This is a genomic window from uncultured Gimesia sp. (assembly GCF_963972345.1).
In the GTDB taxonomy this organism is placed as follows: Bacteria; Planctomycetota; Planctomycetia; order Planctomycetales; family Planctomycetaceae; genus Gimesia.
This window is the reverse complement of sequence record NZ_CAXAVM010000044.1, coordinates 14,673-39,827: the sequence shown is the minus strand read 5'-3', so window position 1 is coordinate 39,827 and position 25,155 is coordinate 14,673. Positions and strand designations below refer to the sequence as shown.

The 25,155-nt window shown below is 49.5% G+C and carries 15 protein-coding genes and 1 pseudogene; 9 read left to right on the top strand and 7 right to left on the bottom strand.

The annotated features are described in order from the left end of the window. A pseudogene (locus tag AACZ40_RS10080) lies at nucleotides 1–308 on the top strand (DSD1 family PLP-dependent enzyme); the annotation flags it as partial. Nucleotides 309–482: 174 nt separating this feature from the next. Here AACZ40_RS10080 and AACZ40_RS10075 read toward each other — a convergent pair. From AACZ40_RS10075 to AACZ40_RS10055, 5 genes are all read right to left on the bottom strand, one after another. Continuing rightward, nucleotides 483–5,813 (bottom strand): DNA repair ATPase, encoded by a 5,331-nt coding sequence (locus AACZ40_RS10075; protein ID WP_291168622.1) that lies wholly within the window; start codon nucleotides 5,811–5,813, stop codon nucleotides 483–485. Nucleotides 5,814–5,955: 142 nt separating this feature from the next. Next, entirely contained in the window at nucleotides 5,956–8,055 is a 2,100-nt protein-coding gene (locus AACZ40_RS10070; RefSeq protein WP_291168624.1) for a flotillin family protein, read from the bottom strand. Nucleotides 8,056–8,059: 4 nt separating this feature from the next. Beyond that, nucleotides 8,060–8,680 carry a hypothetical protein gene (locus AACZ40_RS10065; RefSeq protein WP_291168626.1) on the bottom strand — a complete coding sequence of 207 codons (621 nt, stop codon included), beginning with the start codon at nucleotides 8,678–8,680 and terminating at the stop codon, nucleotides 8,060–8,062. Nucleotides 8,681–9,098: 418 nt separating this feature from the next. Further along, nucleotides 9,099–9,920, bottom strand: a complete 822-nt coding sequence (locus AACZ40_RS10060; protein WP_291168628.1) for an enoyl-ACP reductase — start codon at nucleotides 9,918–9,920, stop codon at nucleotides 9,099–9,101. A 384-nt stretch (nucleotides 9,921–10,304) separates the two neighbouring features. After that, entirely contained in the window at nucleotides 10,305–12,068 is a 1,764-nt protein-coding gene (locus AACZ40_RS10055; RefSeq protein WP_291168630.1) for a sigma-70 family RNA polymerase sigma factor, read from the bottom strand. Between the two features lie 1,049 nt (nucleotides 12,069–13,117). On the opposite strand from AACZ40_RS10055, the gene AACZ40_RS10050 reads away from it, so the two are divergent. Both AACZ40_RS10050 and AACZ40_RS10045 read left to right on the top strand, forming a co-directional pair. Beyond that, nucleotides 13,118–14,266: a citrate synthase gene (locus AACZ40_RS10050; protein WP_291168632.1), complete on the top strand. Its 1,149-nt coding sequence runs from the start codon at nucleotides 13,118–13,120 to the stop codon at nucleotides 14,264–14,266. A gap of 123 nt (nucleotides 14,267–14,389) precedes the next feature. Further along, nucleotides 14,390–15,274 (top strand): right-handed parallel beta-helix repeat-containing protein, encoded by an 885-nt coding sequence (locus AACZ40_RS10045; RefSeq protein WP_291168634.1) that lies wholly within the window; start codon nucleotides 14,390–14,392, stop codon nucleotides 15,272–15,274. Nucleotides 15,275–15,322: 48 nt separating this feature from the next. On the opposite strand, the gene AACZ40_RS10040 is transcribed toward AACZ40_RS10045, so the two are convergent. Beyond that, nucleotides 15,323–16,396: a lysylphosphatidylglycerol synthase transmembrane domain-containing protein gene (locus tag AACZ40_RS10040; RefSeq protein WP_291168636.1), complete on the bottom strand. Its 1,074-nt coding sequence runs from the start codon at nucleotides 16,394–16,396 to the stop codon at nucleotides 15,323–15,325. Nucleotides 16,397–16,724: 328 nt separating this feature from the next. Between AACZ40_RS10040 and AACZ40_RS10035 the strand changes: the two genes are divergently transcribed. Then, nucleotides 16,725–17,042 carry a hypothetical protein gene (locus AACZ40_RS10035; RefSeq protein ID WP_291168638.1) on the top strand — a complete coding sequence of 106 codons (318 nt, stop codon included), beginning with the start codon at nucleotides 16,725–16,727 and terminating at the stop codon, nucleotides 17,040–17,042. A 21-nt stretch (nucleotides 17,043–17,063) separates the two neighbouring features. On the opposite strand, the gene AACZ40_RS10030 is transcribed toward AACZ40_RS10035, so the two are convergent. After that, nucleotides 17,064–18,617, bottom strand: a complete 1,554-nt coding sequence (locus AACZ40_RS10030; RefSeq protein ID WP_291168639.1) for an AAA family ATPase — start codon at nucleotides 18,615–18,617, stop codon at nucleotides 17,064–17,066. A 482-nt stretch (nucleotides 18,618–19,099) separates the two neighbouring features. Between AACZ40_RS10030 and asnB the strand changes: the two genes are divergently transcribed. From asnB to AACZ40_RS10005, 5 genes are all read left to right on the top strand, one after another. Continuing rightward, entirely contained in the window at nucleotides 19,100–21,073 is a 1,974-nt protein-coding gene (gene asnB / locus AACZ40_RS10025; RefSeq protein ID WP_291168642.1) for an asparagine synthase (glutamine-hydrolyzing), read from the top strand. A gap of 51 nt (nucleotides 21,074–21,124) precedes the next feature. Next, entirely contained in the window at nucleotides 21,125–21,382 is a 258-nt protein-coding gene (locus tag AACZ40_RS10020; RefSeq protein WP_291168644.1) for an acyl carrier protein, read from the top strand. 18 nt (nucleotides 21,383–21,400) lie between these two features. Next, nucleotides 21,401–22,957 carry an AMP-binding protein gene (locus AACZ40_RS10015; RefSeq protein ID WP_291168646.1) on the top strand — a complete coding sequence of 519 codons (1,557 nt, stop codon included), beginning with the start codon at nucleotides 21,401–21,403 and terminating at the stop codon, nucleotides 22,955–22,957. A gap of 75 nt (nucleotides 22,958–23,032) precedes the next feature. Then, nucleotides 23,033–24,016: an NAD(+) synthase gene (nadE, locus tag AACZ40_RS10010; protein WP_291168648.1), complete on the top strand. Its 984-nt coding sequence runs from the start codon at nucleotides 23,033–23,035 to the stop codon at nucleotides 24,014–24,016. Nucleotides 24,017–24,078: 62 nt separating this feature from the next. Next, entirely contained in the window at nucleotides 24,079–25,092 is a 1,014-nt protein-coding gene (locus tag AACZ40_RS10005) for a polysaccharide deacetylase family protein (RefSeq protein ID WP_291168650.1), read from the top strand. Nucleotides 25,093–25,155: the final 63 nt, after the last annotated feature.

Sequence of the window (25,155 nt, the reverse complement as noted above, 5' to 3'; positions counted from 1 at the left end):
TCGCCACCGTTGTCAGCCGACCTGAAAAGGGACGCATGGTGCTCGACTGCGGCCGGAAGACCATGCATCCCGACTTCCAGCTGCCATTGGTGAAAGCCTGGCCGGATGCACAAGTCACCGCGCTCAGTGCCGAACACTGTGCCGTCACACTGGGGCCGGAATCACAGGACCTGAAGATCGGCGACAAAATCGAACTGATCCCCGGTTACGCCGACTTCACCACGATTCTGCACGAGAACTTCTATGGCTTCCGCAATGATCGCCTGGAAGTCGTCTGGCCAATCCAGGGACGTGGCAAAATTCAGTAGCTGAAATCATCAACTGGACCTGAAACACAAATACTGATAATGGAATCGACCAGAAACTCAATTTCGATCGACGTTGAACACAAAAATCCTGTGTAGCAAATGTCCTTTTTCACTGATGACCACAAACCAATAAATCCATGTCACAAGCTGGTTTTAAAGACAGACCTGGTGGATTCATTCGTCATCCACGCGATTGATCAGCGCGTTGTAATCTTTGAGGCAACGAGTCACCAGGTCTTTCAGCTCTTTGAACTCGGCCTGGTTGGCATGGGAAGAGGTTAAGAGAGGCTGCATCCAGCCCTGCATCAGATCGAACTGCGTTTCCAGTACGTTCAACAGAGAACGGGGGATTTTATTGACAACCGTAATTCTGTCATCTGGCGGTGAGGCGGGTGCCTCGCTCGCGGGAGCTGTCCCGTGTTGTTCTGATCTGGTTTTGATAGACTGTTCGAACAGGGTGGTCACATCCTTTGTTCCGGTTGTCAAAGCCGCCTGAATCGCATGCAGGCTCTCTGCCAGATGCTGAAATCGCTCCGCGAAGTCTTTGGCATATAAATCCAGATTCGATTCCTTCTCAACAGTGAGCCGACCAATGCCGGCATTCATCGTTTCGCGAATATCCTGCAGTCCTTCACCCACATTGGCAAGTTGTAATATCGCCTGGGCCATGCGATCTTCCCCGCCGACACTTCTGAGCTGTTGATTTTTCCGGAACGACTTTTTGATTTCATTCCAGCGTTCCTGCTCAGTTTCAGATAAGATGCCCATCAGCTCCTTGAATTTCAGCAGGTTGGCTTCTGCATCTGATGTCAAAGTCTGAACATCGTTTTCGTAGTTGGAAACAATTAAGCTCTCCAGTTCTTTATCATTCATGACTGCAAAAACTTTTTCAGCGATGCGGTTCATGTTTCTGTAGGATCCCTGCAGTTTGAAAGCAGGCTCCGTACGATAATCATCTGACTGAGCCGCCGAGCGGATATACTCGCGGTTCACACTCAAAATCACATCGCGCACGCGAATCAGCTTCTTCATTGTGGAAACCATCTCGTTCAGTTCTTCCACCGAGTAGTTGCCTTCCAGGTCTCCCCGTTCGCCGGTCCCGTCCTGGGCCATCTGGATGATCGTATAGATGTCTTTCTGGCTCCGTGAGGAGAGCTGATTGAGCACGGGATTCGAAGTAATGCAGTTTTCCAGGTAACTCATTTCGAAGGCATCTGAATGCTCGCCAATTACTTCACCCAGGTTATAGATATCTGCCCGGTTCGAAAGCATGTCCGGAATCTGAAACTTTTCGCCACTCTCGGTATACGGGTTTCCGGCCATCACGACGGCGACCTTGCGGCCACGTAAATCGTAAGTTCTCGTCTCCCCCTTGTAGACACCTTCAATTTTCCGCTGCGCATCACAGAGTGAAATAAACTTCTGCAGGAATTCCGGATTACAGTGCTGAATGTCATCCAGATAGATCATGACGTTATCACCCATCTCCAGCGACAGGTTGAGCTTCTTCACTTCCTCCCGGGCCCCGGCATTGGGTGCCGCAGCCGGATCGAGTGAAGTCACCTGATGCCCGAGTGCAGGCCCGTTGATCTTCATGAAAATGATCCCCAGGCGATTGGCGATGTATTCCATTAATGTCGTCTTACCATAACCCGGCGGAGAAACCAGCATCAACAGGCCCATCCGGTCGGTTCGTTTATTTTCGCCTGCTTCTCCCATCTGCTTGGCCAGATTGTCTCCAATGACAGGCAGGTAGACTTCATCCAGCAGTCGATTTCGTACAAACGATGTCAGCACGCGAGGCCGAAATTCGTCGAGTCGCATGGCATCACGCGTCCGATCGACGATCTCTTTCTTGAGAGACAAATAGGACTCATACCGTGGAACATTTACCGATTGAAATTCTGCCAGCCGCTTTGAATAGCGATTAAAGTGCAGGTGGTATTCTCCATTCCGGATGCGTGCATGCGAGCCTGAGAAGCCCGGTATCTGTTCGGTCACTGTCGCGTCAATCAGGCGACTTCGGTCCAGTTTCTCATTCAACAGCAGCAATGCCACTTCGTCCAGATAATCGAAGTCTTCTTCCGAATCAAGATAATCCAGGTAGGCCTGAACCCAGTCACGCGCCAAAAGAAACCAGTTTACTGGATTTTCTTTTGTGGCAGCCAGACTGTCTTTGAGTCGTTTGGCTGCGTTGTTGTGTTTCAGATATTTTTCAAATTCATGATACAGATCGGCTGCTCGTTTGCTGATGACAAAAGTAGAGCCATGCACCAGTTCCTGAAACAGGTACTCGGCAGCTTCGGATACCAGAGCCTGGTCCAGACAGGTAATCTGCTGAACGAACAGAGAAAGCTGCTGCCTGAGTTCATTGATGTAATACTGCTGCTGACCTGTTTGAGGAAAGACCTGCATTACACTGCCAAAGCCGATCAACTTGGTTTCAAACAGCGTTTTTGTATCAGGGTCACAAAAGTAGTTCCAGTATAAACCGGCCAGTGCCCGGGCAGCAGACTGGTAACGCAGAAGCCCTAAAGCGGGTTTGATTTTCAACAGTGACTTCAAGAGCAGCAAAGCATCCTGATCGTGCACCCCTTTAATATAGCCCTCACTGTAGCGTAGCCCCATGAATTTCTGAATGTACGCCAGCAGTTCTTCATCGGACAGTTTTAAGAGTGACATCAGAGACTGATCCGGGTCGGCCTCCACCGACTTCAGCAGACAATATGTCAAATACTCTACGCGATACACATCCCGGTTTTCTGAGACCACTTCCTGGTCCCAGACCTCCCTGGTTGCCAGCAGGCGTTCATCTTCGATTTCTTCAAAGAAATTGGTTCCCGTCAAATGCAACTGCAGGCTGTCATCACGAAAGACCGTGGTTAAATCCAGTGCCTGGCGGTTTACCGTAAATTGACGGTTCCCCAGCCTGATGATATTTTCGCCATCGACAAACAGCTCCTGCTTGTCTTTCAACTGCCTGACGGTATCTTCGCGAATACTTTTCAGCCGGCCCTGAATATCATCAACCTTGACCGTATCCTGCAGCTCACCCAGTTGACGTACAATGTCCCGGACTTTATCGATCATCAGATCCGAAGCAAAATAGCCGTTGATCTCATTGATCGTCTTCAACTGTTCTGCGCGACTGCGAATGCCTGTCAGAATGCGATCCGCAGATTTCGCCAGTGAATTCGCCCGCTTATTGCGGCTTTCGACAATCGCCAGTTTACGCGTTTCAAACGCTGCGTAGATTTCTTCCCGTTTTTCAGTCAACTGTTCGACAAACTCATCGAACTCAGCGAAACGTCCTTCCAGCTCCTCGACCTGAATCATCAGTTTTGTGAGGAAATCATCACATTTTTCAGGTGAGTCACAGACATCAAGATAGTTCACCACCCCCTGATTCAACAGCTTCATCTGCGCGTTGAACTCTGCCACTCCTTCGACCGACATCAATTCTTTAATGCGGCGTTTCAGGGCAGCCCGGGACTGGTTGATTTTCGAAAAGTTCGTGGAGATATTATCGATAATCGCGGTGCGCTGAGTCGTATCTTCCACCTTGAGGTTACTGACGATCTCAATCAGCATTTCCAGTTCTTTTGAACTGGCTTCGATCTCTTCCTCTACTTTCCGCGCGTCGGCAACTTTCTCGACCGCCTCGATCTGTGCTGTCGCATTTACAATCCGATCTGCATACGGTTTGAGCGCGTCGTCCCGCATCAGGAAAGAAACACAGCGTGTAGCGAGTTTTTCGTTCTTTTCGCTGACACTCTTTTCCAGCTTCTCGACCAGGCCTTGATCAACGTACCGCAGGTCACGCAGCGAGATTACATCGCCTCGCAGGCTTCTCAGACTGGCCAGACTCTGTACGAAGTCGTCGATTTTGTCAAATCGACGATGATCAATTTCAATTAAGGTCTGCCGGGTGAACTTTTCAACTTCAGCGGTCTTCTGTTTTGTATTCTGACGCAGCTGGAGCACTTTTTCGTATTCGGTGACAGCAGCTTCCGCAGCGCGTTTGATTTCAAGTACGACTTCTCCCGGCGCAAAAGTATCCTCCTGATTGATCCAGAAATAGGAATCGAGGACATCGCCGGAGACTTTCACCAGATCCACATACAGATTTTCATAGGCATCTTTACGATTGATCAGTCCCAGCAACTCGTGACATTCTGCCATGCCACGCACGATATCTTTATTCCCAATTTTATTCAGATACGAATCCTGCTTATGAGGTATCTGAAACGAATCGCTAATATAGGGTGTTTTCCAGAGTTGCAGCATATGATGTTTCTGCGGTTCATCCTGCCTGGAAAAGCAGATCAGCTCTCCGCCTTCAAACCGGGTAAACCCGTGGCAGATCATAGGCGTATCGAGCTTCTGTTCGATCAGGTTATACTGCAACAGGACATAGGCCCCCTGCTCAGGCTGATAAAACACATACAGAAAGTCTTCGCCATTGGGAGAAGCAATTCGCTCCTGGTAGAGCATATCCTGCAGATCGGTTTCGAATGTTTTTGATTCGCCATTCTGCAGATAATAGCCATTTGAAAACACGAGGCCATGATCATCGGGAAGCAGAATACAGGCATCCTTGATGGAATCAAGCCGTTGGGCTTTCTGCAGTTTTTCATTGTAGATGAAGTAGCGATACTTCGTTTCTTTATAGGGTTTGATTTTCAGCAGAATCAGTGACCCGATCAGGGCATAGAAGATTTCCGCATCATCCAGAATCTGGTCCGGATCGTCGACCGGTTCAGAGTAGATGCCTTCCCCGGTTTCGGTGTTGTTCTCAATTTTGATCGTCAGATCGCCGCCCACGGTTTCGACGAACAATCGGTCATCAATTGAAACATGAGGATGCAGGCCTGCGTAATGCAGATCACGATGTGTGCGCGTCCACTGAAACTCCTGCTGTGCGGGATATTGAACTTCATGATCACTGCGGTTATCAACGTAAACCAGCTGATCACTCTGGAAGGCCCACTTGAAGGATTTGAAATCCTTCGGGCCATCTCCGACCTTAAACAGCATATATAAAAAAGGTCCTTTCACGAAGAACTTCGCAAAAGTGGCTTTTTTATAGTAGCGGTAGATGTCTTTGAAATCTTTTTCGAATGCAGCGTCGCGAATCAGATCGAGAGGCAGGGCATGATAGGTGCCCTCTTTGAATTCATAAACGGCAAAAACATCACTGAGGCTGATTTCGGTCTTCAATCCAAAATTGACGTTATAGCCAAACAGGAAACGATTTCCGACAGCCAGCATATCGCGGGGTACACAATTATGTTCGGTCGTAATCCGGTCACTGCCAATGAGACGGGTTTCAATCGAACCAAATACTTCTTTACGAAGTTCATTCAGCTTCCCTAAGCGGGCCTGAAGTTCTTTCCCGTGACTCCTCAGTCGATTTTGAATAATTTCGTAGGTACTGCTCTCCAGGGCAATGGCATCTGCATTGCCCTCTGCAGTCTCTTCTGAATCATTTTTCAAATCAGCCATTGGAATCGATTTCCCGGGAAACACTTTACTGTTTATTTTTGCAGACGACAGGACCGACTTCAATCGGCGTTCTCTCCAGAACACTTATTTTCCCGGAGAGACAGCCGACTGAATGATGCATTAGATGAAGTGAGTCTGATGACTACTTTTCCACCTTGGTCTTCAGGAAGGAAGACACTTTTTTATCTGCAATCCCGAGATTTTTCACAGTCGAGAGCAGGCGATTGAGAGTCGATCGATCTTCTTCCCCTTCCGCCTGAACCAGCATCTGAGAAATCAAAGCGGCAATCGAAAGGTTCTTGACATCTTCGAAGGACATGCCAAACCGGGAAATAAAGGTCTGGAGCTGATCTTCGAAGTAATCCGGATTTCCATTGAAGAACGTATTCTTAATGTCCGTCAGCGTTTCACTGTTGTGAACGAAACGGTCGATCGATTTACCACTCTTGATCGAATCCACGATCTTATCGAAGAACGTCGTTTCGCCACCGACGATATCGATGCGGGCGGATTTCAATGCTTCGCCGACAATACCCGCCTGGGCCTCTGCGATTTCCTGCTGGGCAGCGATTGCCGCCAGTTCGATATCTTTTTCCTTGTTGATTTTGATCTTGAATTCTTCGTGATCGCGGCCGACTCCATCGAAGAGTTTCATCGCCTTGGCCTTGTCTACAATACCAGTCGCTTCCGAGCTGTACTTGAGCTGCATGACTTTGGCTTCCGCTGTTCCGGTCTTTTCGGTTGCTTCTGCTTTGGCAATCAGAACGTTGGCTTCGGCCTGACCTGTCTTCTCGGTGGCAGTCGCTTTGGCAATCATGACCTGGGCATCTGCCAGTCCCAAGGCAGCTCCATCGGCTGTCTTGGCTTCCGCCATGACTTTGATCGCATCCGATTTCTTCTCGGTTGCCGTCTTATCTGCCTCCGCTTCGATGACCACTTTTTCTGCCAGCAGTTCGGCAGACGATTTCTGAGCTTCTGCAGCCTTGACTTCCTTGACCAGATTTTCCTGGGCTTCCATTTCCGCCCTGGTGACGGTGACCTGCTTCAGACGATCTGCTGTCGCAAATTCGTGTGTATCCTTGATCCGTTCTTCCTCTTCGACAACGGCCCGTTCCACGATAACCCGCTCGCGGATCACTTCCTGGATATTGCGTTTTTCCACTTCAATGGCTTTGTCTTTTTCGATATCGGCAATCCCTACAACGCGCTCGCGTTCGGTGACTTCCAGCAGGCGATCTTTTTCGACACGTTCGGTTTCGACAGCTTCCGTACGCTGTTTGCTCTTTTCAGCCACAATCACCTGACGCAGTTTATTTTCTTCGGCAATCGCCAGTTCTTCGTCGGTACGAATACGGGCCGTTTCTGCTTTCAGCCGTTCTTCGTGTTCCACTCGACGTGCTTCTGCATGCTCACGAGCGGTTAATGAAGCGATTTCCCGGGTCTGTTTTTCGACTGCTTCGACACGCTGACGTTCCAGTTCCAGAATCGTTTCCTGGGCTTCCACGTCCTGTTTCTTGATGGTCTTCTCTTTTTCGCGGGTAATATGATTGGACAACACATGCTCGCGTGCTGTCAGATCGGTGATCTTCTTGATCCCCTCGGCGTCGAGAATATTGGTCGGGCTCAGTTTTTCCAGGGGCGTCTGTTCCAGGTAATCGATGGCACAGTCGTCCAGCACATAGCCGTTCAAGTCGGTCCCGATGATCTTCAGAATCTCTTCCTTGAACTTATCCCGTTCGTTATAGAGTTCGACAAAGTCGAAATGTTTACCGACGGTCTTCAAGGCTTCGGAAAACTTGGCATCAAACAGCTCTACCAGTGCTTCGCGGCTGGAGGCTCGTTTACACCCCAGCGACTGGGCCACATTCCGGATATCGTTTGCGGTATTATTGACGCGCACAAAGAAGGCGACTTCGATATCAGCGCGAATATTATCCCGGCAGATCAGACCAACTTCCCCTTTGCGGGCAATTTCGATCCGCTTAACAGACAGGTCCATCTGGTCGGCCCGGTGCAGAACCGGGATCACAAAGATCCCTTCTCCGTTGGCCACCTTTAAATTACCAACACCCGTGCGTACCAGAGCTTCTTCCGGCCCTACTTTGCGGTAAAAGCGGGAGACCGCCACTGCAAAACCGATCACAAATACTCCGATGAGGAGCCCCGCGATCACCACTGACTCACTGAAAAAATCGACTCCCAACAGAAACGCTGCGGGAAGTTGAAACGTCGAAATGGACATGATCTTATGACTCCTGGCTAATTTTTACGACGTAAAAAACCTGTTTATCCGAGTTATAGTCTGCGAGTCGAACCAGATCTCCCTTCTGGATTGTTTCGTCCTCCGCACGTATATGCAGTTTTAATGGCGCTCCCTCTGTTTCCAGCTCTCCCTGGCCGAAGCGGTCAGTCACCGTGGTGCTGGTCACGACACACGATTTTCCCAGTAATGTCTCGATCTGATTGGGGGGAGTGAAATGAAAGTATCCTTTAAAAGGCTGAGTTATCAGCTTGGTAACTACCAGACTGATCCCGATATTTCTGATCGCTAACGGTAGATAATCCATCGCGGTATTGATTTTGACACCGGCATCAAAATTAACGGAAAGCATCCACATACAGAGTGAAAATATGCTTAACCAGAGCATTACCGGTACTTCACCGATATTCAAAAACCGAAGTCCGATAAATCCAAAATCAAGAAAAGAAGGACCGTCTGTGCCTATTTCAAAATCCAGATCAAAATCTAAAAAATCTAATTCCATGAACCCCAGAATGACACAGACCCAGTACAACAGGCAAATCCCCAACAGGATGGTTGCCGGCAGCGTAGGCCATTCCAGACTGACTTTGATAATTTCAGGCACCGAATACTCCCGGACTCCGGGGTGATGGAAAAACGGAGAGGTTACAAGCGACTCAATTTGCTCAAGCTGCGTTTAAAAAACAATTCAACATGTACGGTTCATCAAGTATGAACCTTGAAAAGAGACTTGCAGCTACAAGAACGTGAAATTCATTGTTCGGATCACGAAAACCTGCGAAACCGGCAGATTTTTTCCCGATATCGGAATCGTTAGCAAAAAGGGAGTTGTGCTGAGAGCATTCAATGTGAGGCAACAGGATGAGTAAAAGCGGAATTTTAACCCAGTCAGACAATATTTTCTCAAGATTCCGATTGGGGTTGGCTGGAAACTCCGGGAGGATAGACGCAAAAAAAGCCACCTGTTGTAACGGTTGTGTTCAACAGATGGCTTGAATTGAATATAGGGTTTGCGGCCGCGATTAAGACTGGGCCTGCTCCTGCTGCATTTCAATGGGAGGAGCCGCCATGACATGATAGCCGGAATCCACATGATGGTTCTCTCCGGAAACACCACTGGCCAGATCGCTGAGCAGATACATGCCGGCCTTGCCGACATCGTCCGGCGTGATATTTTTGCGGAGGGGTGACATCGTCTGATAGAGTTTCATCATCAGGTCGAATTCGCCCACAGCCGATGAGCTGAGTGTCTTCAAAGGTCCTGCGCTCAGGCTGTTCACACGGATGCCCTGCGGTCCCAGCTCGTTCGCCAGGTACATGACTGAATTCTCCAGGGCCGACTTACAGATGCCCATCACATTGTAACCCGGGATCACTTTTTCTCCGCCGAGGTAACTCAGAGTCAGAATACTGCCACCCGGTTTCAGAAGATCTTTGGCGCGTTTGGCAACGGCCAGCAGACTATAGACACTGATTTCCATAGAGAGCTTGAAACCGTCACGGCTCACGTTATATACGGGGCCTTTCAGGTCTTCCATCGGGGCATATGCAATCGAGTGCAATACGAAATCAATCTCGCCATATTCCGCTTTGACGGTTTCGAAAACCCGATCCAGGTCTTCATCCTTTGTTACATCACAGGGGATCATGATCTTGGCGCCCTTAGGCTCGACCAGCTTCCGCAGCCGACGTTCCATCCGCGGACGCTCTGGATCTTTATCAGGAAGGTGCGTGAAAGCAATTTCGGCCCCTTCGTCATAAAGTTTTTCTGTGATGGCCCATGCAATCGAATGGTCATTCGCGATGCCGAGAACCAGACCTTTTTTGCCTTCAAAAAGACCCATGTGTAATACTCCATAAATATGATGAAATCCAGGAGGATTGAAGTTACCAGAACATTCAATCCGGGCGTTTCCCGATGAACCAGCACGCCCTTTGCTATGTTTATACTCGCTCCCAACAATCCTGGAGATGCTACAGCCAACCTGAATACAGGTTTGTACTGACTCCGGCGCGATCCAGGTCGAATCCGGGAGAGGTCAGATGTGCTCGACGACATCCTCTGATCTGTCAACCCTGCTGACGGACCGGGAACTTGAACACGAAAATCGCTCCAGCTGAGTATAAACTATTCGAATTGAGCGAAATAGAAAAGCCAAAGGCGGCTTGTTGTTCGTGAAAACAGCAAACCGCCTTGTATCTGGTGCAGCAGGGTAAGAATTATGGACTTACTCGATTGCCCCCACCATGGTGGAAGATTCCTGATCTGACTGTACGCCCTCTTCGCCTTCGTGTTCTTCATCTTCCTTATTTGGAAAAATGGCGTCAACGAATCCTCGCAGGTGTGCACTGCGGGTCTGATGCTGCAATTTCCGCAGGGCCTTGGATTCAATCTGGCGAATTCGCTCGCGGGTCACTTTGAAGATACGACCGGTTTCTTCCAGTGTATAACTGTAACCATCGCCTAAACCATATCGCAGACGGATAATTTCGCGTTCCCGATAGGTCAGACTTTTAAGAACATGCTCAATTTTATCCTTCAGCATTTCACGCATGGCAGCGTCTGCGGGAGAAGATTCATGACCGTCTTCGAGGAAATCACCGAAGCTGCTGTCTTCGCTTTCACCCACTGGTGTGTCCAGACTGATGGGATGTTTCCAGGTTTTCATGATCCGTTCGGTTTCTTCCACACCCAGACCGACAGAATCAGCCAGTTCTTCCATAGTGGGTTCGCGGCCGGTTTCCTGACGAATCTGTTCGCTGCGTGCTTTCAGAGTGGAAATGCTCTGGAACATGTGCACGGGAATTCGAATGGTACGGGCATGGTCGGCAACGGCACGGGTAATGGCCTGACGAATCCACCAGGTGGCATAAGTGGAGAACTTGTAACCACGGCGATATTCATATTTTTCCACACCACGCATCAGGCCCGCGTTTCCTTCCTGGATCAGGTCGAGGAAACTTAAGCCACGGTTTCTGTACTTTTTGGCGATCGAGACAACCAGTCGCAGGTTACCTCCTGAGAGTTGCTGTTTGGCTTCAGTCCAGTCATCAAAGCGACGTTTGATTTCCCGGGAACGTGTCTGAAAGTCTTCTGAAGTTTCTACGACCATACTGGTCAGTTCCGATAACTCGCGTTCCAGCAGCCGGTGATCGGTCGCCTTGTGACGCAGCTGTTTGTAGTCCTCCAGCTGTTCCTGAACTTCCCGCATGCGACCGGCAATCTGATGAATCCGTTTGAGAACCGGCTGCAGACGCTGTGTTCTCAGACAGAGTTCTTCACAGAGTGTTGCCATTTTCTGGCGACGAACCATCATCCGTTTTTGCACTTCACGCTGCTCAACTTTACCCAGTTCCCCTGAGTGAATGAGTTCAAAATCATCAGCGTTTTTCTGCAGCAGCGCCTTCAGGGTGGAAATATTGAACGGCATCCGCCCCATGATCTGGTCTTTGGTCGCATCTTCGGTATCAGAGGTGCGTAACGTCCTTTCAAACGGAAGCTCGCCGGCGAATACTTTCTCCAGGGTATCAATCGCAATTTTCAAAGCGAAATCAGATTCCAGAACAGTCCGGCGAAAGCGTTTACGGGTGATTTCAATTTTCTTGGCCAGAAAGATTTCACGCGAGCGACTCAGCAGGGGAATATTTCCCATCTGGCTGAGGTACATCCGAATGGGATCACGCGATGAAAGTGATGTTTCCGGTTCAACGATGGCAGAAGAATCATCGGAATCTTCATCTGCGCCCCGTGCTACTTCCGAGTCGGTACCAACCGAAGTATCAACGGCGGTGACTTCCTCGTCATCAATATCAGCATTCGGATCATCAATCAGATCCAGGTTTCGCTCTTCCAGGCCCACGACGATATATTCAATCAGCGCGGGATTGCCACCTTCGTCAGGGAGGAACGTATGAACCTGTTGAAATGTTAAAAAACCTTGTTTTTCCGCTTCCTGAAATAGTAAGTTCAGATTTGCATCGAAACGGTGCACGGGTCACTCCCTTAATTTGTATTATCAAAAAAATTACGGCCACACGTCCGTGTGTAACCACGGCGTTTCTGTTTATGAGAATAAAAGCACAGGGGGATCAGCAGGCGTCATAATTGATCTTTTCCCTCTACTTTTCCAACATTTGCTTACGATGTCGATTTAATAATTCTTACTGCCACTCTACTCATCACCGAGGAATACCTATAGCGATAAAGCTATGAAATAAACGCAAAAAACTCCAAAACCTGATGGTGTTGTTTGTGCCGGCGTTAAAACCGTTTCCCCTGGGGGGAATCAGGCTCAAGCTAGACCCGAAGCACAAATTGATCGCTGGAGGTAAGTTGGGCATTGCGTAGAGCATCTGAAAAACCAAGTTGCTCAAATACGCTTTGACGCGCTTCGTCGTAACTTCCGACTCGCCAACAAAATTAATCAAGAGGGTTCTCTCCCAAGACATCCTTACTTCTCCCGAGAACCTGAAAAAAGCCAATAAGCCTCCAGCTCATATGGCCCTATCCTACCACAACTTTCCGTAACGTCTACGGAAATCCACAACACCGATTTAAAAAATATTTAAAAAACCTCTGCAACGTTACCAGATAACAACTTACGTGTGCTAAAAAGTTCACGATTCAGGCCGAAAAACAATCAGATTCAAAAAACAGCTCAAGTCAGAAAACAAAAAAGCTTTCCCTCTAACATTTCAGGAAGCTCTGATGCGACAAACAGGATGTAACCTGATTGGCTCCTTATATTTTCACACTCCGGGCTGAATAGTCAATCCCCTGATTTCGACAGTTCATGAACAGATAGTGGAGTTTTTCCGAAAAATTCGCTTTATCCAGCATGAATCGGAGAAGACCCCCGGGAATCAATTTCGCTTGATTGAACTTATGTAAGGGCTTGATATACTGGGAGCACACGAGTTTTCCATAGTTTGTTTACTTAAAGTCGGGCGGAGATTACTGTCTTACCAGAGCCCCTGGTGCGTGATCCATCAACCTTACTGGAATTTATTGGCTGTAGTTGAGAAAGTGGAACCAGTTCAAATGAGCGCAGAAGACGTAGAGAAAACATCGAGCGAAGCTGTCAAAGGGCTAAAAGGGATCGTAGCAGCAGACAGTTCTATCTGTTTAGTCAATGGAACCATCGGAAAACTGCTGTATCGTGGATATAACATCGACGATCTGGCAGAGAATGCGACGTTTGAGGAAGTCTCTTTTCTGTTATTAAACGGAGAACTTCCTAACGCCACTCAACTCGCCGCCTATCAGGCCGACCTGAAACAGCACCGCAGCATTCCTCCGGAACTGATTGAAGCACTGAAGAAACTCCCCGTTTCAGCACTGCCGATGGCACTGCTGAGATCGATCACATCGCTGGCCGGAGTCTACGACCCCGATGCCGAAGTGGAAACATTTGAGAATCGGCTGCAGATCTCAATCAAACTGATTTCACAGATCCCAACCATCGTGGCAGCCATTCATCGGGTACGCCAGGGACTTGAGCCGGTGGAACCAGATCCCGAACTGTGTCACGCCGGCAACTTCATGTATATGATTAATGGCGAGAAACCGAGTGAAGACGCAACCCGTGCCATGGACCTCATCCTGACACTGCATGCAGAACACGGTTTGAATGCCAGTACGTTTACCGGTCGTGTGATTATTGCGACACTTCCCGATATTTATTCCGCAGTCACAGGCGCCATCGGTGCACTGAAGGGGAAACTGCATGGGGGAGCGAACATCGAAGTCCTGAAAACACTCTTCGAAATCGGTTCACTCGAAAATGTAGCCCCGTATGTGAAAAAAGTACGCGAAGCCAAGGGAAAGTTCATGGGCTTCGGACACGCGGTTTACCAGGTGGAAGACCCGCGTGCAAAACACTTGAAAGAACTTTCTCGACGTCTGGGAGAAGAAACGGGCGAACCCAAGTGGTACGAGATGTCCATTGAGATGGAAAAACTCGTCTACGACGAAATCCAGCGGAACTGCAACGTCGACTTCTATTCAGCCAGTCTCCAGCATTACATGGGGATCCCCGGGGATCTGTTTACCTGTATCTTTGCCGCCAGCCGTATCGCTGGCTGGTGTGCCCATATCCTGGAACAACTGGACGGAAATAAAATCATCCGCCCCAAAGCAAACTACATCGGTTACGAAGAACGCCCTGTTATTCCTGTAACCGAACGCTAAGAACGAACGATAGAAACGCAACGACAAACCCCGGTTTTCAACCGGGGTTTTTTCTGCTGTAAGAAATTTTCATTCTCTTGTCCAGACGCACTCCAGAAAACTGAACCAGACAGGAAAGCAGCCATGCGAAACGCAGTTCGTTTTGTAGAATTCCAGACCGGGTTACTCTGCCTGGCATTTCTGTTCTGTGCTACAAATTCAGCAGAAAGCAGCGTAATCTATGTCGATAATCGCGCAGGAAACAACGCGCTGAATGGAATTTCACCCAAAATTGTGTCCGGCAAAAACGGACCTGTCAAAACGATCAAAAGGGCACTGGAGTACGCCCGCCCCGGTGACAAAATCATCCTGATCAATAACGACATCCCTTACCTGGAATCTTTTACCCTCGCCGGCAAACGCTTCAGCGGAATCGGCCAGGAAATGTTTACGATACTGGGAAATGGTGCGACGATCAGCGGTGCCATCCCCGTTCCCCAGGGAGGCTGGAAACCTCTACAGGACGGCCTGTGGAAAGTGACACCATTCCGAAAAGGATATTTCAACCTGTACCTGGATGGAAAAACCCTGCCGGAGTATCGTCCCGAAACAGGCGATGAGATCAAACTGACCGACATCCCTGCAGGACACTGGGCTGCCATTCAAGGAGCCATTTATTACCGTGAACTCAAAAATCAGCTCCCTCCCATGGAGGCATTTTCACTCGCCGGTATGTCTGTCGGCCTCTCACTGGTTGATGTAGAAGGGGTTCAAATCTCGGACGTGACATTCAAAAATTTTCGTATCGATGGCATTAACGTTCATGACCGCTGTAAGAACATTATCCTCGAGAATGTCACCTGTACCGGCAACGGACGTAGTGGCCTGGCAGTCAACGGAACATCCCAGGTGGAAGTGATCGATTCAGTCCTGACAGAGAATCGAATTAATGATCTGTTGATTACGGAACAAGGCGTGGCGAACCTGAAGCAGACTAAACTGGGAAAGCCAGCAACACTGGCTCCCTGAGTTTGTCTACGAGACTGCCTGCATTTGCTTTCTGAATCCGTGATCCCCTCATGCGCTACCTCCCTCCAGTTCTTCCAGCTCTTTCTCTGCCTCCTGCTCGGCATCACTGAATTTTAATCCCTCACGGTTGGAATAATACAAGCCGATGAAGGTAACGGGAAAATACTGTGAAAGCTGATAATAAATAGAAGCCGAAAAAGCATCTGCATTGGATACACCAAACGCTTTTAAACTCAGTGTAAAACAGAATTGAACGACACCAAAAAAACCAGGTGTCGAAGGCACTGTCACCCCGAATGCTGTAACCCCCAGCACAACGAAAGCAGCCAGGGGCGAGACCCGAATATTAAAACTCCAGAGCGCCACATAAATACTGATCCCATTGATCAGCCATTGTGCAAATGATGTCCAGATAATTCCAAAACACAGCCGTTTACTCTTCATGGAGGTCATGCCCAGCGCTCCGGACCGCATCATCTCCAAAACGAGATGAGTCAGTTTTTCCGGCAGAAAAGGGAGATAACTGAAAATGCCTCGAAACAGGCTGATTACTGTCTCAGTCCAGATGAGATAGGCTGCTACCAGAATAATTGTAATTAAAATACCAAGGGCGACAATCAAACTGACCGTTTGATATTCTTCAGGAAAGTTGGGGGCAAAATAGATCCCAATCCCCAGGTAGCAGAGGATGGCGACCACATCGAATAACCGCTCCAGTACCACCGTGGAAAGCACTGTTGTCTTAGGGATCTGGTACTGACGGCTCAGAACATAGACACGTAAGAATTCTCCCAGGTGAGCGGGCAAGATATTGTTACCCATGAAACCAATCATCATCGCTGGCGTGACCTGCGAGACGGTCAGCTTCTTAATCGGCTCGAGCAGCATTTGCCAGCGTAAGGCTTTGAGCCAGAAAAAGACAAACAGCAATGCCAACATGACAGGTAATGTCCAGTAATTAGCTCGTTTGAAACTGGTGGAGATCTGCTCAAAGTCCAGCCCCCAGACCGCTGCCAGCAGACAGGCGATTGTAACAATGACACCCAGTATTAATTTTACTAACTTCGATTTATTGATGGGAACAACTCCTGTAAAAACCTGCCTGTCTCTTTCTCCAGCCAATGCTGAAGTCGGACATTTTTAACGAATCGTCACCAAAAAACATACAGCATTCTTTCCGGCGCAACCACCTTCCATCATCGCCATACCCCTGACTCTTCCTATTCTCACATTTTCTGTCGGATCACAGCAGGAATTTTTTACAATATTGATACCTTTGAGTTAAAACCTCTTGCCAACTTAATAAGAGAATTTTATCCTTCTCCCCTCTTCGTATGCATCACCAGACAATTCTGTTCTACCGGCCATGCGAAGACTACCCCCGGAAACATTCCTGTTCGGATTGACTGGAATATTTAATCAAGGGATTGATTACGTAAGGAGCTCATGGATGAGCATTTTAAAAGTCTATTACCCGGATGAACCCCAGACTGAGCCTGTCGTCTCTCTGGACGAAACTACCCCCATGATTCTGCCGTTTCAGCGAGCACGCGTGAAGAAATCACACAGCCGCAAACAGGAAGACTGGGTTCTGAAACGCGCCCGCACCATTTTTCTGAACCAGCAATGCAGCGACTGTGGCAGTTCGGCTGTTGAGAAGCTGGAACTGCGAGATGGTCTGCTGAATCAGAAAAACCGTCTGATTCCCGGCACAGCCACGGTCGTCGGATTCCGCTGTCATTCCTGTGATTCCGAATGGCCCGCCTGATCAGGCAGCACACCGGCAATTTCACATGACGGAAAAATAGTTTTCGACTGCAAAATCAAAGGCGGCTGGCGTCAGCTTGCGCGGGACTTCTTTGTAAACGCAGAAGTTCTTGACCTGCAGCAGCAGGTCTCGCGGCTGACAGGCACGGAACGGCCGATTGACGGCTTTATAGTGCGTCTCAACCAGGTACTCAAAAGCTTCGACATCGAACTGAAACCCCATCATTGGTGCCATCAATTCGAATAGCGCCCGAAATTCTTCTTCCGTGGGATCCAGGGCTTCGATCTTATAGGGAATCCGCCGCAGGAAGGCTGCATCCACCAGATCCTTCGGCTCCAGGTTCGTCGAAAAGATAATCAGTTGATCGAACGGAACCTGAATTTTTTTGCCACTGGGCAGATTCAAAAAGTCGTAACGTTTTTCCAGAGGCACGATCCAGCGGTTGAGCAGTTCATCTACGGGCATCCGCTGTCGTCCGAAGTCGTCAATCACAAACGTTCCGCAGTTACTTTTCAGCTGCAGTGGTGCCTCGCAGATTTTTGTCTGCGGGTTCTGCGTGATTTCCAGTTCCTTCATGGTTAACTCACCTCCGGCAATCACCGTAGGGCGTACAATCTGTACCCACCGCGGGTCGATCCCTGATAGATCGAACAGTCCCTCAGAATGAACTTCCTGAACGACCTCTTCGTGCAGTCCGGGATCGAAAATACGGATAATATCTCCATCGATCCCCAGGCAACGGGGAATCCAGATCGTCGAGCCAAACGCTTTCGTGATCCGCTCGGCAATACTGGTTTTACCATTACCGGCTTCGCCAAACAAAAACATCCCCCGCCCCGAGTTCACGGCGGGCCCCAGACGATCCAGCATCTTCGGATTGATAATCAGATCCGAAAAGGCCGCTTTCAAATCTGCTTCAGTAGCCTCCTGTTTGGCGATGCTCTGTGCCTCCATCGCCTTCAGATAATCCTTGAAGCACACCGGGGCTGCACCAAAGTAGGTACATTCCTGGGTATAACGACGGGCTCTCTCGCGCCCCAGTTCTGTGATAGTAAACTCGTAGTCTCCCATCTCGGCTGTGCCACCAAAGGCAACCAGTTGATCCTGCTTGGCCCGTTTCAGAATGGCATCCACAATGCTAAAAGGAAGCTTGATCTGCGAACAGATCTGGCGTCCGGTCTGGGTTCCCTTGGCGAGCAGGTACTTCAGGATCAGGCGTTCGATTTCATCCTGGGTTAAACCGGTCTCCTCCAGGCTTTCGGGACAATGTGGAACAAAGTGTCCTTCAGCCTCTTCGCTGTCTCCTTTCAGCAGGGACTGCACCCGGTTGAACAACTGGCTGAGATGCTGATCTTTACCAATGACCCGCATCGGCTCGCTGATGCTTTTCTTCAGAGGTAAGTGAGCTGCAACAATGCTGCCCTGTTGTTCGCCTTCAGCGTCGGACTCCGGGGAATCATCGCGGGAATTGAGATTCAGCATACTGAGCGAAGCGAGCAGTTCTTCCGTGTTTACCGCATTGGACGCAGTACGCCCCTGTTTCTCTGAGCCACTGTTTACAGCTTGGGAATTCACTGCTACAGATTCGGAATCATTTGCTGACATATTCGGTTCGCAATCAATTATCTGCACTGAATTATTCATGAGAGGATCATCTGAGATCAGAAATTGCAGATGAGTCTGATGTGTCTTTTAGACTGTGTCCAGTTTTTACTGTAGCGTCTCGATGGTCAGATCGACCGAGAATTACAGATTGAGAGACGCTATGGTTAAATGTGGTTCGCTCTAGAAAATGCAGCCCGAAATGCAATGTGCAAACTAAGCATAGTATTCAAAATCAAAGAGTCAAACCGCTTCTCAGATTCCACGAGACCGATTATCCCTTTCATAACGATTATGCATCGCACGTCGAATGGAGCCGTTGTATTTTCTGAGCAATGTAACGCATGCCGACTTCCGGTTTGACTTGATATCCATGTGACCTAAGTTCCTTCTGTAAGAGTCTCGGCTCACCTGATTATTGAATTGATCTTTCACTTTATCGTACTGGCTCATCTATGTGTGGAATCGCGGGTATCATTCGCTCTGACCTGGCTCCGGTCGAACAGTCAGAGCTACAGGCCATGATTGAAACCCTGAACCATCGGGGACCCGATGCATCAGGCATTTCTACGTTTGGCTTCGTCGGTTTCGCACACAGCCGACTGAGTATTGTGGATCTCGCCGGTGGACTGCAGCCGATGCAGACTCCCGATGGCCTGCTGACAATTACATTTAATGGTGAGATTTTTAATCACATCGAATTACGCGCTCATCTCAAAAACAAAGGCTATGAATTCCGCACCCATTCCGATACGGAAGTCATTCTGCACATGTATGCGGAATACGGCCCCGAATGTGTTCAACACTTCAACGGGCAATGGGCGTTTGCCATTCACGACCGCAAACGCCAGGAGGTCTTCCTCTCCCGGGATCGCATGGGAATCCGTCCGCTGGTTTATACCCAGACACAGGGTCGCCTGAGTTTCGCCTCCGAAGTCAAAGCGTTATTTGCATTGCCCGATGTCAAACGGGAAGTGGACCTGAAGTCATTAAATGAACTGTTTACATTCTGGTCACCACTGCCACCCCGCACATTTTTTGCGGGAGTGAATGAACTACCTCCTGCCCACTCCATGATTGTCAAAAATGGTCAAGTCAAAATCTGGCAGTACTGGCACCTCGATTATCAGCCGAACGAAGAGAGCCGCTCGCTTGATGACTGGGCAGACGAACTGCGGGAATTGTTGATCAATGCCACTCAACTGCGATTACGTGCCGATGTCTCGGTCGGTGCCTACCTGAGTGGCGGACTCGATTCCTCTGTGACCGCGGCCATCATTCGAAATTACACTAACGCCCCCCTGAATACTTTCTCGGTGAACTTCAACGACAAGGATTACGACGAAAGCAGTTACCAGCAGGAAATGATCCGTGAACTGGGAACCGATCACCAGACGGTCTGCTGCTCATATGAAGATATCGGCCGCATCTTTCCGACCGTCATACAACACACTGAAAAACCGGTTCTGCGAACCGCGCCAGCTCCCATGTACCTGCTCTCCAAGCTCGTCCGGGACAGTCAGTTCAAAGTGGTGATGACGGGCGAAGGGGCAGATGAAGTTCTGGGCGGATACGACCTCTTTAAAGAAACGAAAATCCGCCGCTTCTGGAGCCGTCAACCTGACTCGGCAATCAGGCCGCTGCTGTTGAAACGACTCTACCCCTACATGAAAAATCTGCAGGCACAGTCTCCCGCTTACCTCAAAGCGTTTTTCAAAATCCGTCAGGATGAACTCGACAGTCCGTTCTTTTCACACCTGCCGCGCTGGGACCTGACGTCAAAACTGAAATCATTTTTCAGTAACGATGTCAAACAGCAACTGGTCAACCAGGATCCCCTGGCGGACTTCGAAAGCCAACTGCCTCAACAGTTTTCCGAATGGCCTTCCTTCTGCCAGGCACAATACCTGGAATCAATCAACCTGATGCCAGGTTACATTCTCTCTTCACAGGGAGACCGTATGGCAATGGGCAATTCGATTGAAGGCCGTTTCCCGTTCCTGGATTATCGCGTTGTCGAGTTCGCATCCCGCGTTCCCGTCCGCTTCAAAATGAACGGCCTGAACGAAAAATATCTGCTGAAATACGCCATGCGGGACTTGATTCCCGAAAGCATCCGCAAGCGACCCAAACAACCTTACCGGGCACCGGATGCGCACAGCTTCATCGATACAGAAACACAGTCTGCCCGCTTTGAATACGTGAACCATTTATTGTCCGCAGAGAAACTTCAGGACAACGGCTTGTTCCAGCCAGAGGCAGTCCAGCGACTTGTTAAAAAGATGGAACAGGGTCGCGCGATTGGCACCCGGGACAACATGGCCCTGGTGGGGATTCTCTCGACCCAGTTACTGGTCGAACAGATGATTCATGGCCAGACCGTTTCGACAAATCCTACCCGCCATTCAAGTGCAATATCACTTACGTAACTTCAACTGACTTAAGATTTACTGAATACAGAAAAGATCAAAGGTAGAAATATGAACTCGATCCAAAATGATGTACGAAACTTTGTCGCGGATAATTTCCTGTTCGGCGAAGACCCGGCTGCCCTTCATAATGACGACTCGTTTCTGGAAACCGGCATCATTGATTCCACGGGTGTTCTGGAACTGGTGGCTTTCATTGAAGACCACTACTCCGTCGAAGTGGATGATGATGAACTCATTCCGGAAAACCTGGACTCCATTGATCGACTCATCGCTTTTATTGAATCCAAACTCAAAGAACTGGCGTAATACCAGAGGAGCAGGCCCTTGTTGCTGCAATCATTATTAGAAAACAGTGCGCGCGAGTATCCGGACAAAGTCGCTTTGATCGTTGATCAGCAGCGATACACTTACCAGGAACTTGAACTGCAAAGTAATCGCCTGGCACAGGCACTGCTCCAGCGGGGACTGCAACGCGGCGATCGTGTAGCCATCCATCTCGAAAATTCCCTCGAAGCAGCGGTGGCTGTCTTTGCTGTGTTGAAGGCGGGTGGTGTGTTTGTGATGGTCAATCCCACCACAAAGATTGATAAACTGAGCTATGTCCTGAATAACTGCAGAGCTACGGCGCTGATCATTCCGGACAAAAAGCAGAATCTGATCCTCGAACATGCCGCCCTGCTACCCCATTTGAAAACCGTCATTGCCACCGGTTCCCGATACGATCAGCCGGAAAGCACCGAATGGCAACTCCTGCGATTTGAATCATGGGATCAGTTGCAGAACGAATATGCAAACCAGCTGACTCCACCGGCAATCAAAACCATCAGCATTGATCTGGCTGCCCTGGTCTATACATCGGGATCGACGGGAAATCCAAAAGGAGTCATGCTCACTCACTTGAACATGACCTCGGCTGCCCGCTCCATCACCACCTATCTGATGAATGAGCCATCTGATATTATCCTGAATGTTCTGCCACTTTCCTTCGATTATGGCCTCTACCAGTTACTGATGGCCATCCGGGTGGGAGCAACGCTGGTTCTCGAAAAATCATTCACGTATCCGCATGCAGTCCTGCAGAAAATCATCGATGAACAGGTCACCGGTTTCCCACTGGTGCCGACCATGTCGGCGATCCTGCTTAAAATGGACCTCTCGAAATACGATTTCTCCAGACTGCGTTACATTACCAACACGGGAGCCGCCTTACCAACCGAACACATTCTCACCTTCCGCAAACGTCTGCCGCATGTCCAGATTTTCTCAATGTACGGCTTGACGGAATGCAAACGCGTTTCTTACCTCCCCCTGGATCAGGTTGATATCAGAACCGGTTCTGTCGGGATCGCCATGCCCGATTCAGAAGTCTTTATTGTGGATGATGCAGGACACCGTCTGCCTGCCGAACAGACAGGCGAGCTGGTTGTGCGTGGCGCCAATGTCATGCTCGGATACTGGGAAGCACCTGAACGCACAGCCGAACGCCTGAAGCCGGGTGAACTGCCGGGCGAAATGTTTCTCTATACCGGTGACCTGTTCCGCATGGACAAAGAAGGTTACCTGTACTTTGTCGGTCGGCGTGATGACATCATTAAAAGCCGCGGCGAGAAAGTCAGCCCCAAAGAAGTAGAAAACGTCCTGTTCGCACATCCGGCGATTTCCGAAGCGGCCATCGTAGGCGACCCGGACCCGGTCCTCGGCCAGTCGATTCGCGCCATCGTTACAGTGATGCCCGAACAGGAACTGACGGAAAAAGAAGTCATTGCTTACTGCCGCAAACACCTTGAGGATTTCATGGTGCCCCAGAAGGTCGAGTTCCGGGAGGAACTGCCAAAATCTCCCAATGGGAAAGTCGATAAAAAACAGCTGGTTCTACCCTGAAACTGATCTCACAGTCTATCTGGAAACTCCGAATCGCAGCCACGCGTTCCACACAACATATGAGGATGAATAACAATGATTACACAGACCAGGATCTTTAAACCGGAATTACTCAAGCTTGACTGCGCAGCCGAAACAGATCGTATTGTCAGCTGGATGCAGAAAACCGTTCGTAAAACGATGCGAAAAAAGGGCGCTGTGCTGGGACTCTCAGGAGGTATCGACAGCAGTGTCGTGACGGCACTCTGTGTACGGGCCTTTGGTGCGGATCGTGTGCTGGGAATCATGATGCCCGAACATGACACCAAAGACGAAAGTTTGACCTTTGGACAGTTACTGGCAGATCATTTCAACGTGGAAGCCATCGTGGAGAACATCTCTCCCATGCTGCAGGGCGCAGGCTGTTATGAACGCCGCGATGTCGCCATCAGGCAGGTAATACCTGAGTACGAACCACACTGGAAATCAAAAATTGTTCTGCCCAACCTGCTGCAGGAAGGCGGATATCGTGTCTTTTCGGTCGTCGTCCAGACACCTGAAGGCAAATTCATCAAAAAACGTCTGCCGTTATCTGCCTATCAGACGATTGTCGCTGCGACAAACTTTAAACAGCGCTGTCGCAAGATGATGGAATACTACCACGCCGACCGATTAAACTACGCCGTCCCCGGCACTCCCAACCGTCTCGAATACGATCAGGGATTCTTCGTCAAAAACGGCGATGGCGCAGCCGACCTGAAACCAATCGCCCATCTGTATAAGTCTCAGGTATATCAGCTCGCAGAATATCTCGATGTACCGGAAGTCATTCGGATGCGTCCACCGACGACAGACACTTATTCTCTGGAACAGTCCCAGGAAGAATTTTTCTTTGCTGTCTCCTACGACAAACTCGACTGCTGCCTGTATGGACTGAATCACGGCTATACCGCAGAAGAAGTTGCCGCGGGCACTGATCTGCCAGCCGAACAGGTGGCCCTGGTGTATGGCGACATCGAATCCAAACGCAAAGCAGGCCACTACCTGCATCTGCCGCCACAGCTGATTGAATCCCTCTGAGATACATTTGAAAAATGAAACTGTATCGGCAGATTAGAAATCATCTGAAAGGAACCTGCTCCGTGAGTAAAAAAGAACTGCTGGCCAAAGCACTCGACTGGACCGGAATGAATCGTCTGGCGCGGAATGCCTCCGTCTGGAATGGGCTGCTGGTATTGAATTACCACCGCGTGGGTGACATCAACAATTCCGTGTTCGATCATGACTTGTGGAGTGCAACTGCAGAAGACTTCGAAAAGCAGATTCGATTTCTCAGCCTGAATTTCGATATGATCCGCATCCGCGATCTGGATCATATCTGGAATCAGCCTCGCGGCCGGTATGTTCTCGTTACATTTGACGATGGATACATTGATAATTACGAATGGGCCTTTCCCATTATCAGATCTTATAACGCCCCCGCAACATTCTTTCTGACAACCGGCTTTCTGGACGACAGGAAAGTGGGCTGGTGGGATGAAATCTCCTGGATGGTCCGCAGTGCAACGCGAGAGAGGATTCAGTCCAATGAACTGACGGGGGAAAACCTGTCTCTGCATCCGGATCACTGCAGGCAATCGATTAGATTTCTCTTGAGCAGATACAAAAAACTGAGCGGTGATCAGACAGACAATTTTCTGAATTTCCTGGCGGAAGCAACCGGTGCAGGTCGCTGCCCGCAGGAGATCGCTGATTACGTCTGGATGACCTGGGATATGATTCGCGAAATGAGCGAAGCCGGCATGGACATCGGCGGCCACACTGTCACCCACCCCATACTCTCCCGGCAATCACCGGAGATTCAACAGTTTGAAGTGGAACACTGTAAACAACGAATCGAAACAGAAATCGGGCAGGAGATCACCAGTTTCAGCTACCCCGTGGGCGGGAAAGACTGCTTTAACCAGCATACCCGTGACTGCCTGACGCAAGCCGGTTTCCGCTGGGGGTTCAGCTACTACGGCGGCTTCGCTCCATTGGGAAAACCGGACCAGTGGGATCTGCCACGAATTGCCGTGGAATCCGAAGAGCCCGCCTCCCTGTTTCGGGCTTCCGTTTCATTCCCGCAGGTCTTCAGCAGCAAAAAGTGTACATAAGAACCAGTCCCATTCCAGAATATCAGCCGACTTGAATCCCTTTCCGGATTCGACAACCTGATA

Coding starts and splice junctions, on each gene's coding strand:
- AACZ40_RS10075 (WP_291168622.1), bottom strand. CDS start 5,813: ATGGCTGATTTGAAAAATGATTCAGAAGAGACTGCAGAGGGCAATGCA.
- AACZ40_RS10070 (WP_291168624.1), bottom strand. CDS start 8,055: ATGTCCATTTCGACGTTTCAACTTCCCGCAGCGTTTCTGTTGGGAGTC.
- AACZ40_RS10060 (WP_291168628.1), bottom strand. CDS start 9,920: ATGGGTCTTTTTGAAGGCAAAAAAGGTCTGGTTCTCGGCATCGCGAAT.
- AACZ40_RS10050 (WP_291168632.1), top strand. CDS start 13,118: ATGAGCGCAGAAGACGTAGAGAAAACATCGAGCGAAGCTGTCAAAGGG.
- AACZ40_RS10045 (WP_291168634.1), top strand. CDS start 14,390: ATGCGAAACGCAGTTCGTTTTGTAGAATTCCAGACCGGGTTACTCTGC.
- AACZ40_RS10035 (WP_291168638.1), top strand. CDS start 16,725: ATGAGCATTTTAAAAGTCTATTACCCGGATGAACCCCAGACTGAGCCT.
- asnB (WP_291168642.1), top strand. CDS start 19,100: ATGTGTGGAATCGCGGGTATCATTCGCTCTGACCTGGCTCCGGTCGAA.
- AACZ40_RS10020 (WP_291168644.1), top strand. CDS start 21,125: ATGAACTCGATCCAAAATGATGTACGAAACTTTGTCGCGGATAATTTC.
- nadE (WP_291168648.1), top strand. CDS start 23,033: ATGATTACACAGACCAGGATCTTTAAACCGGAATTACTCAAGCTTGAC.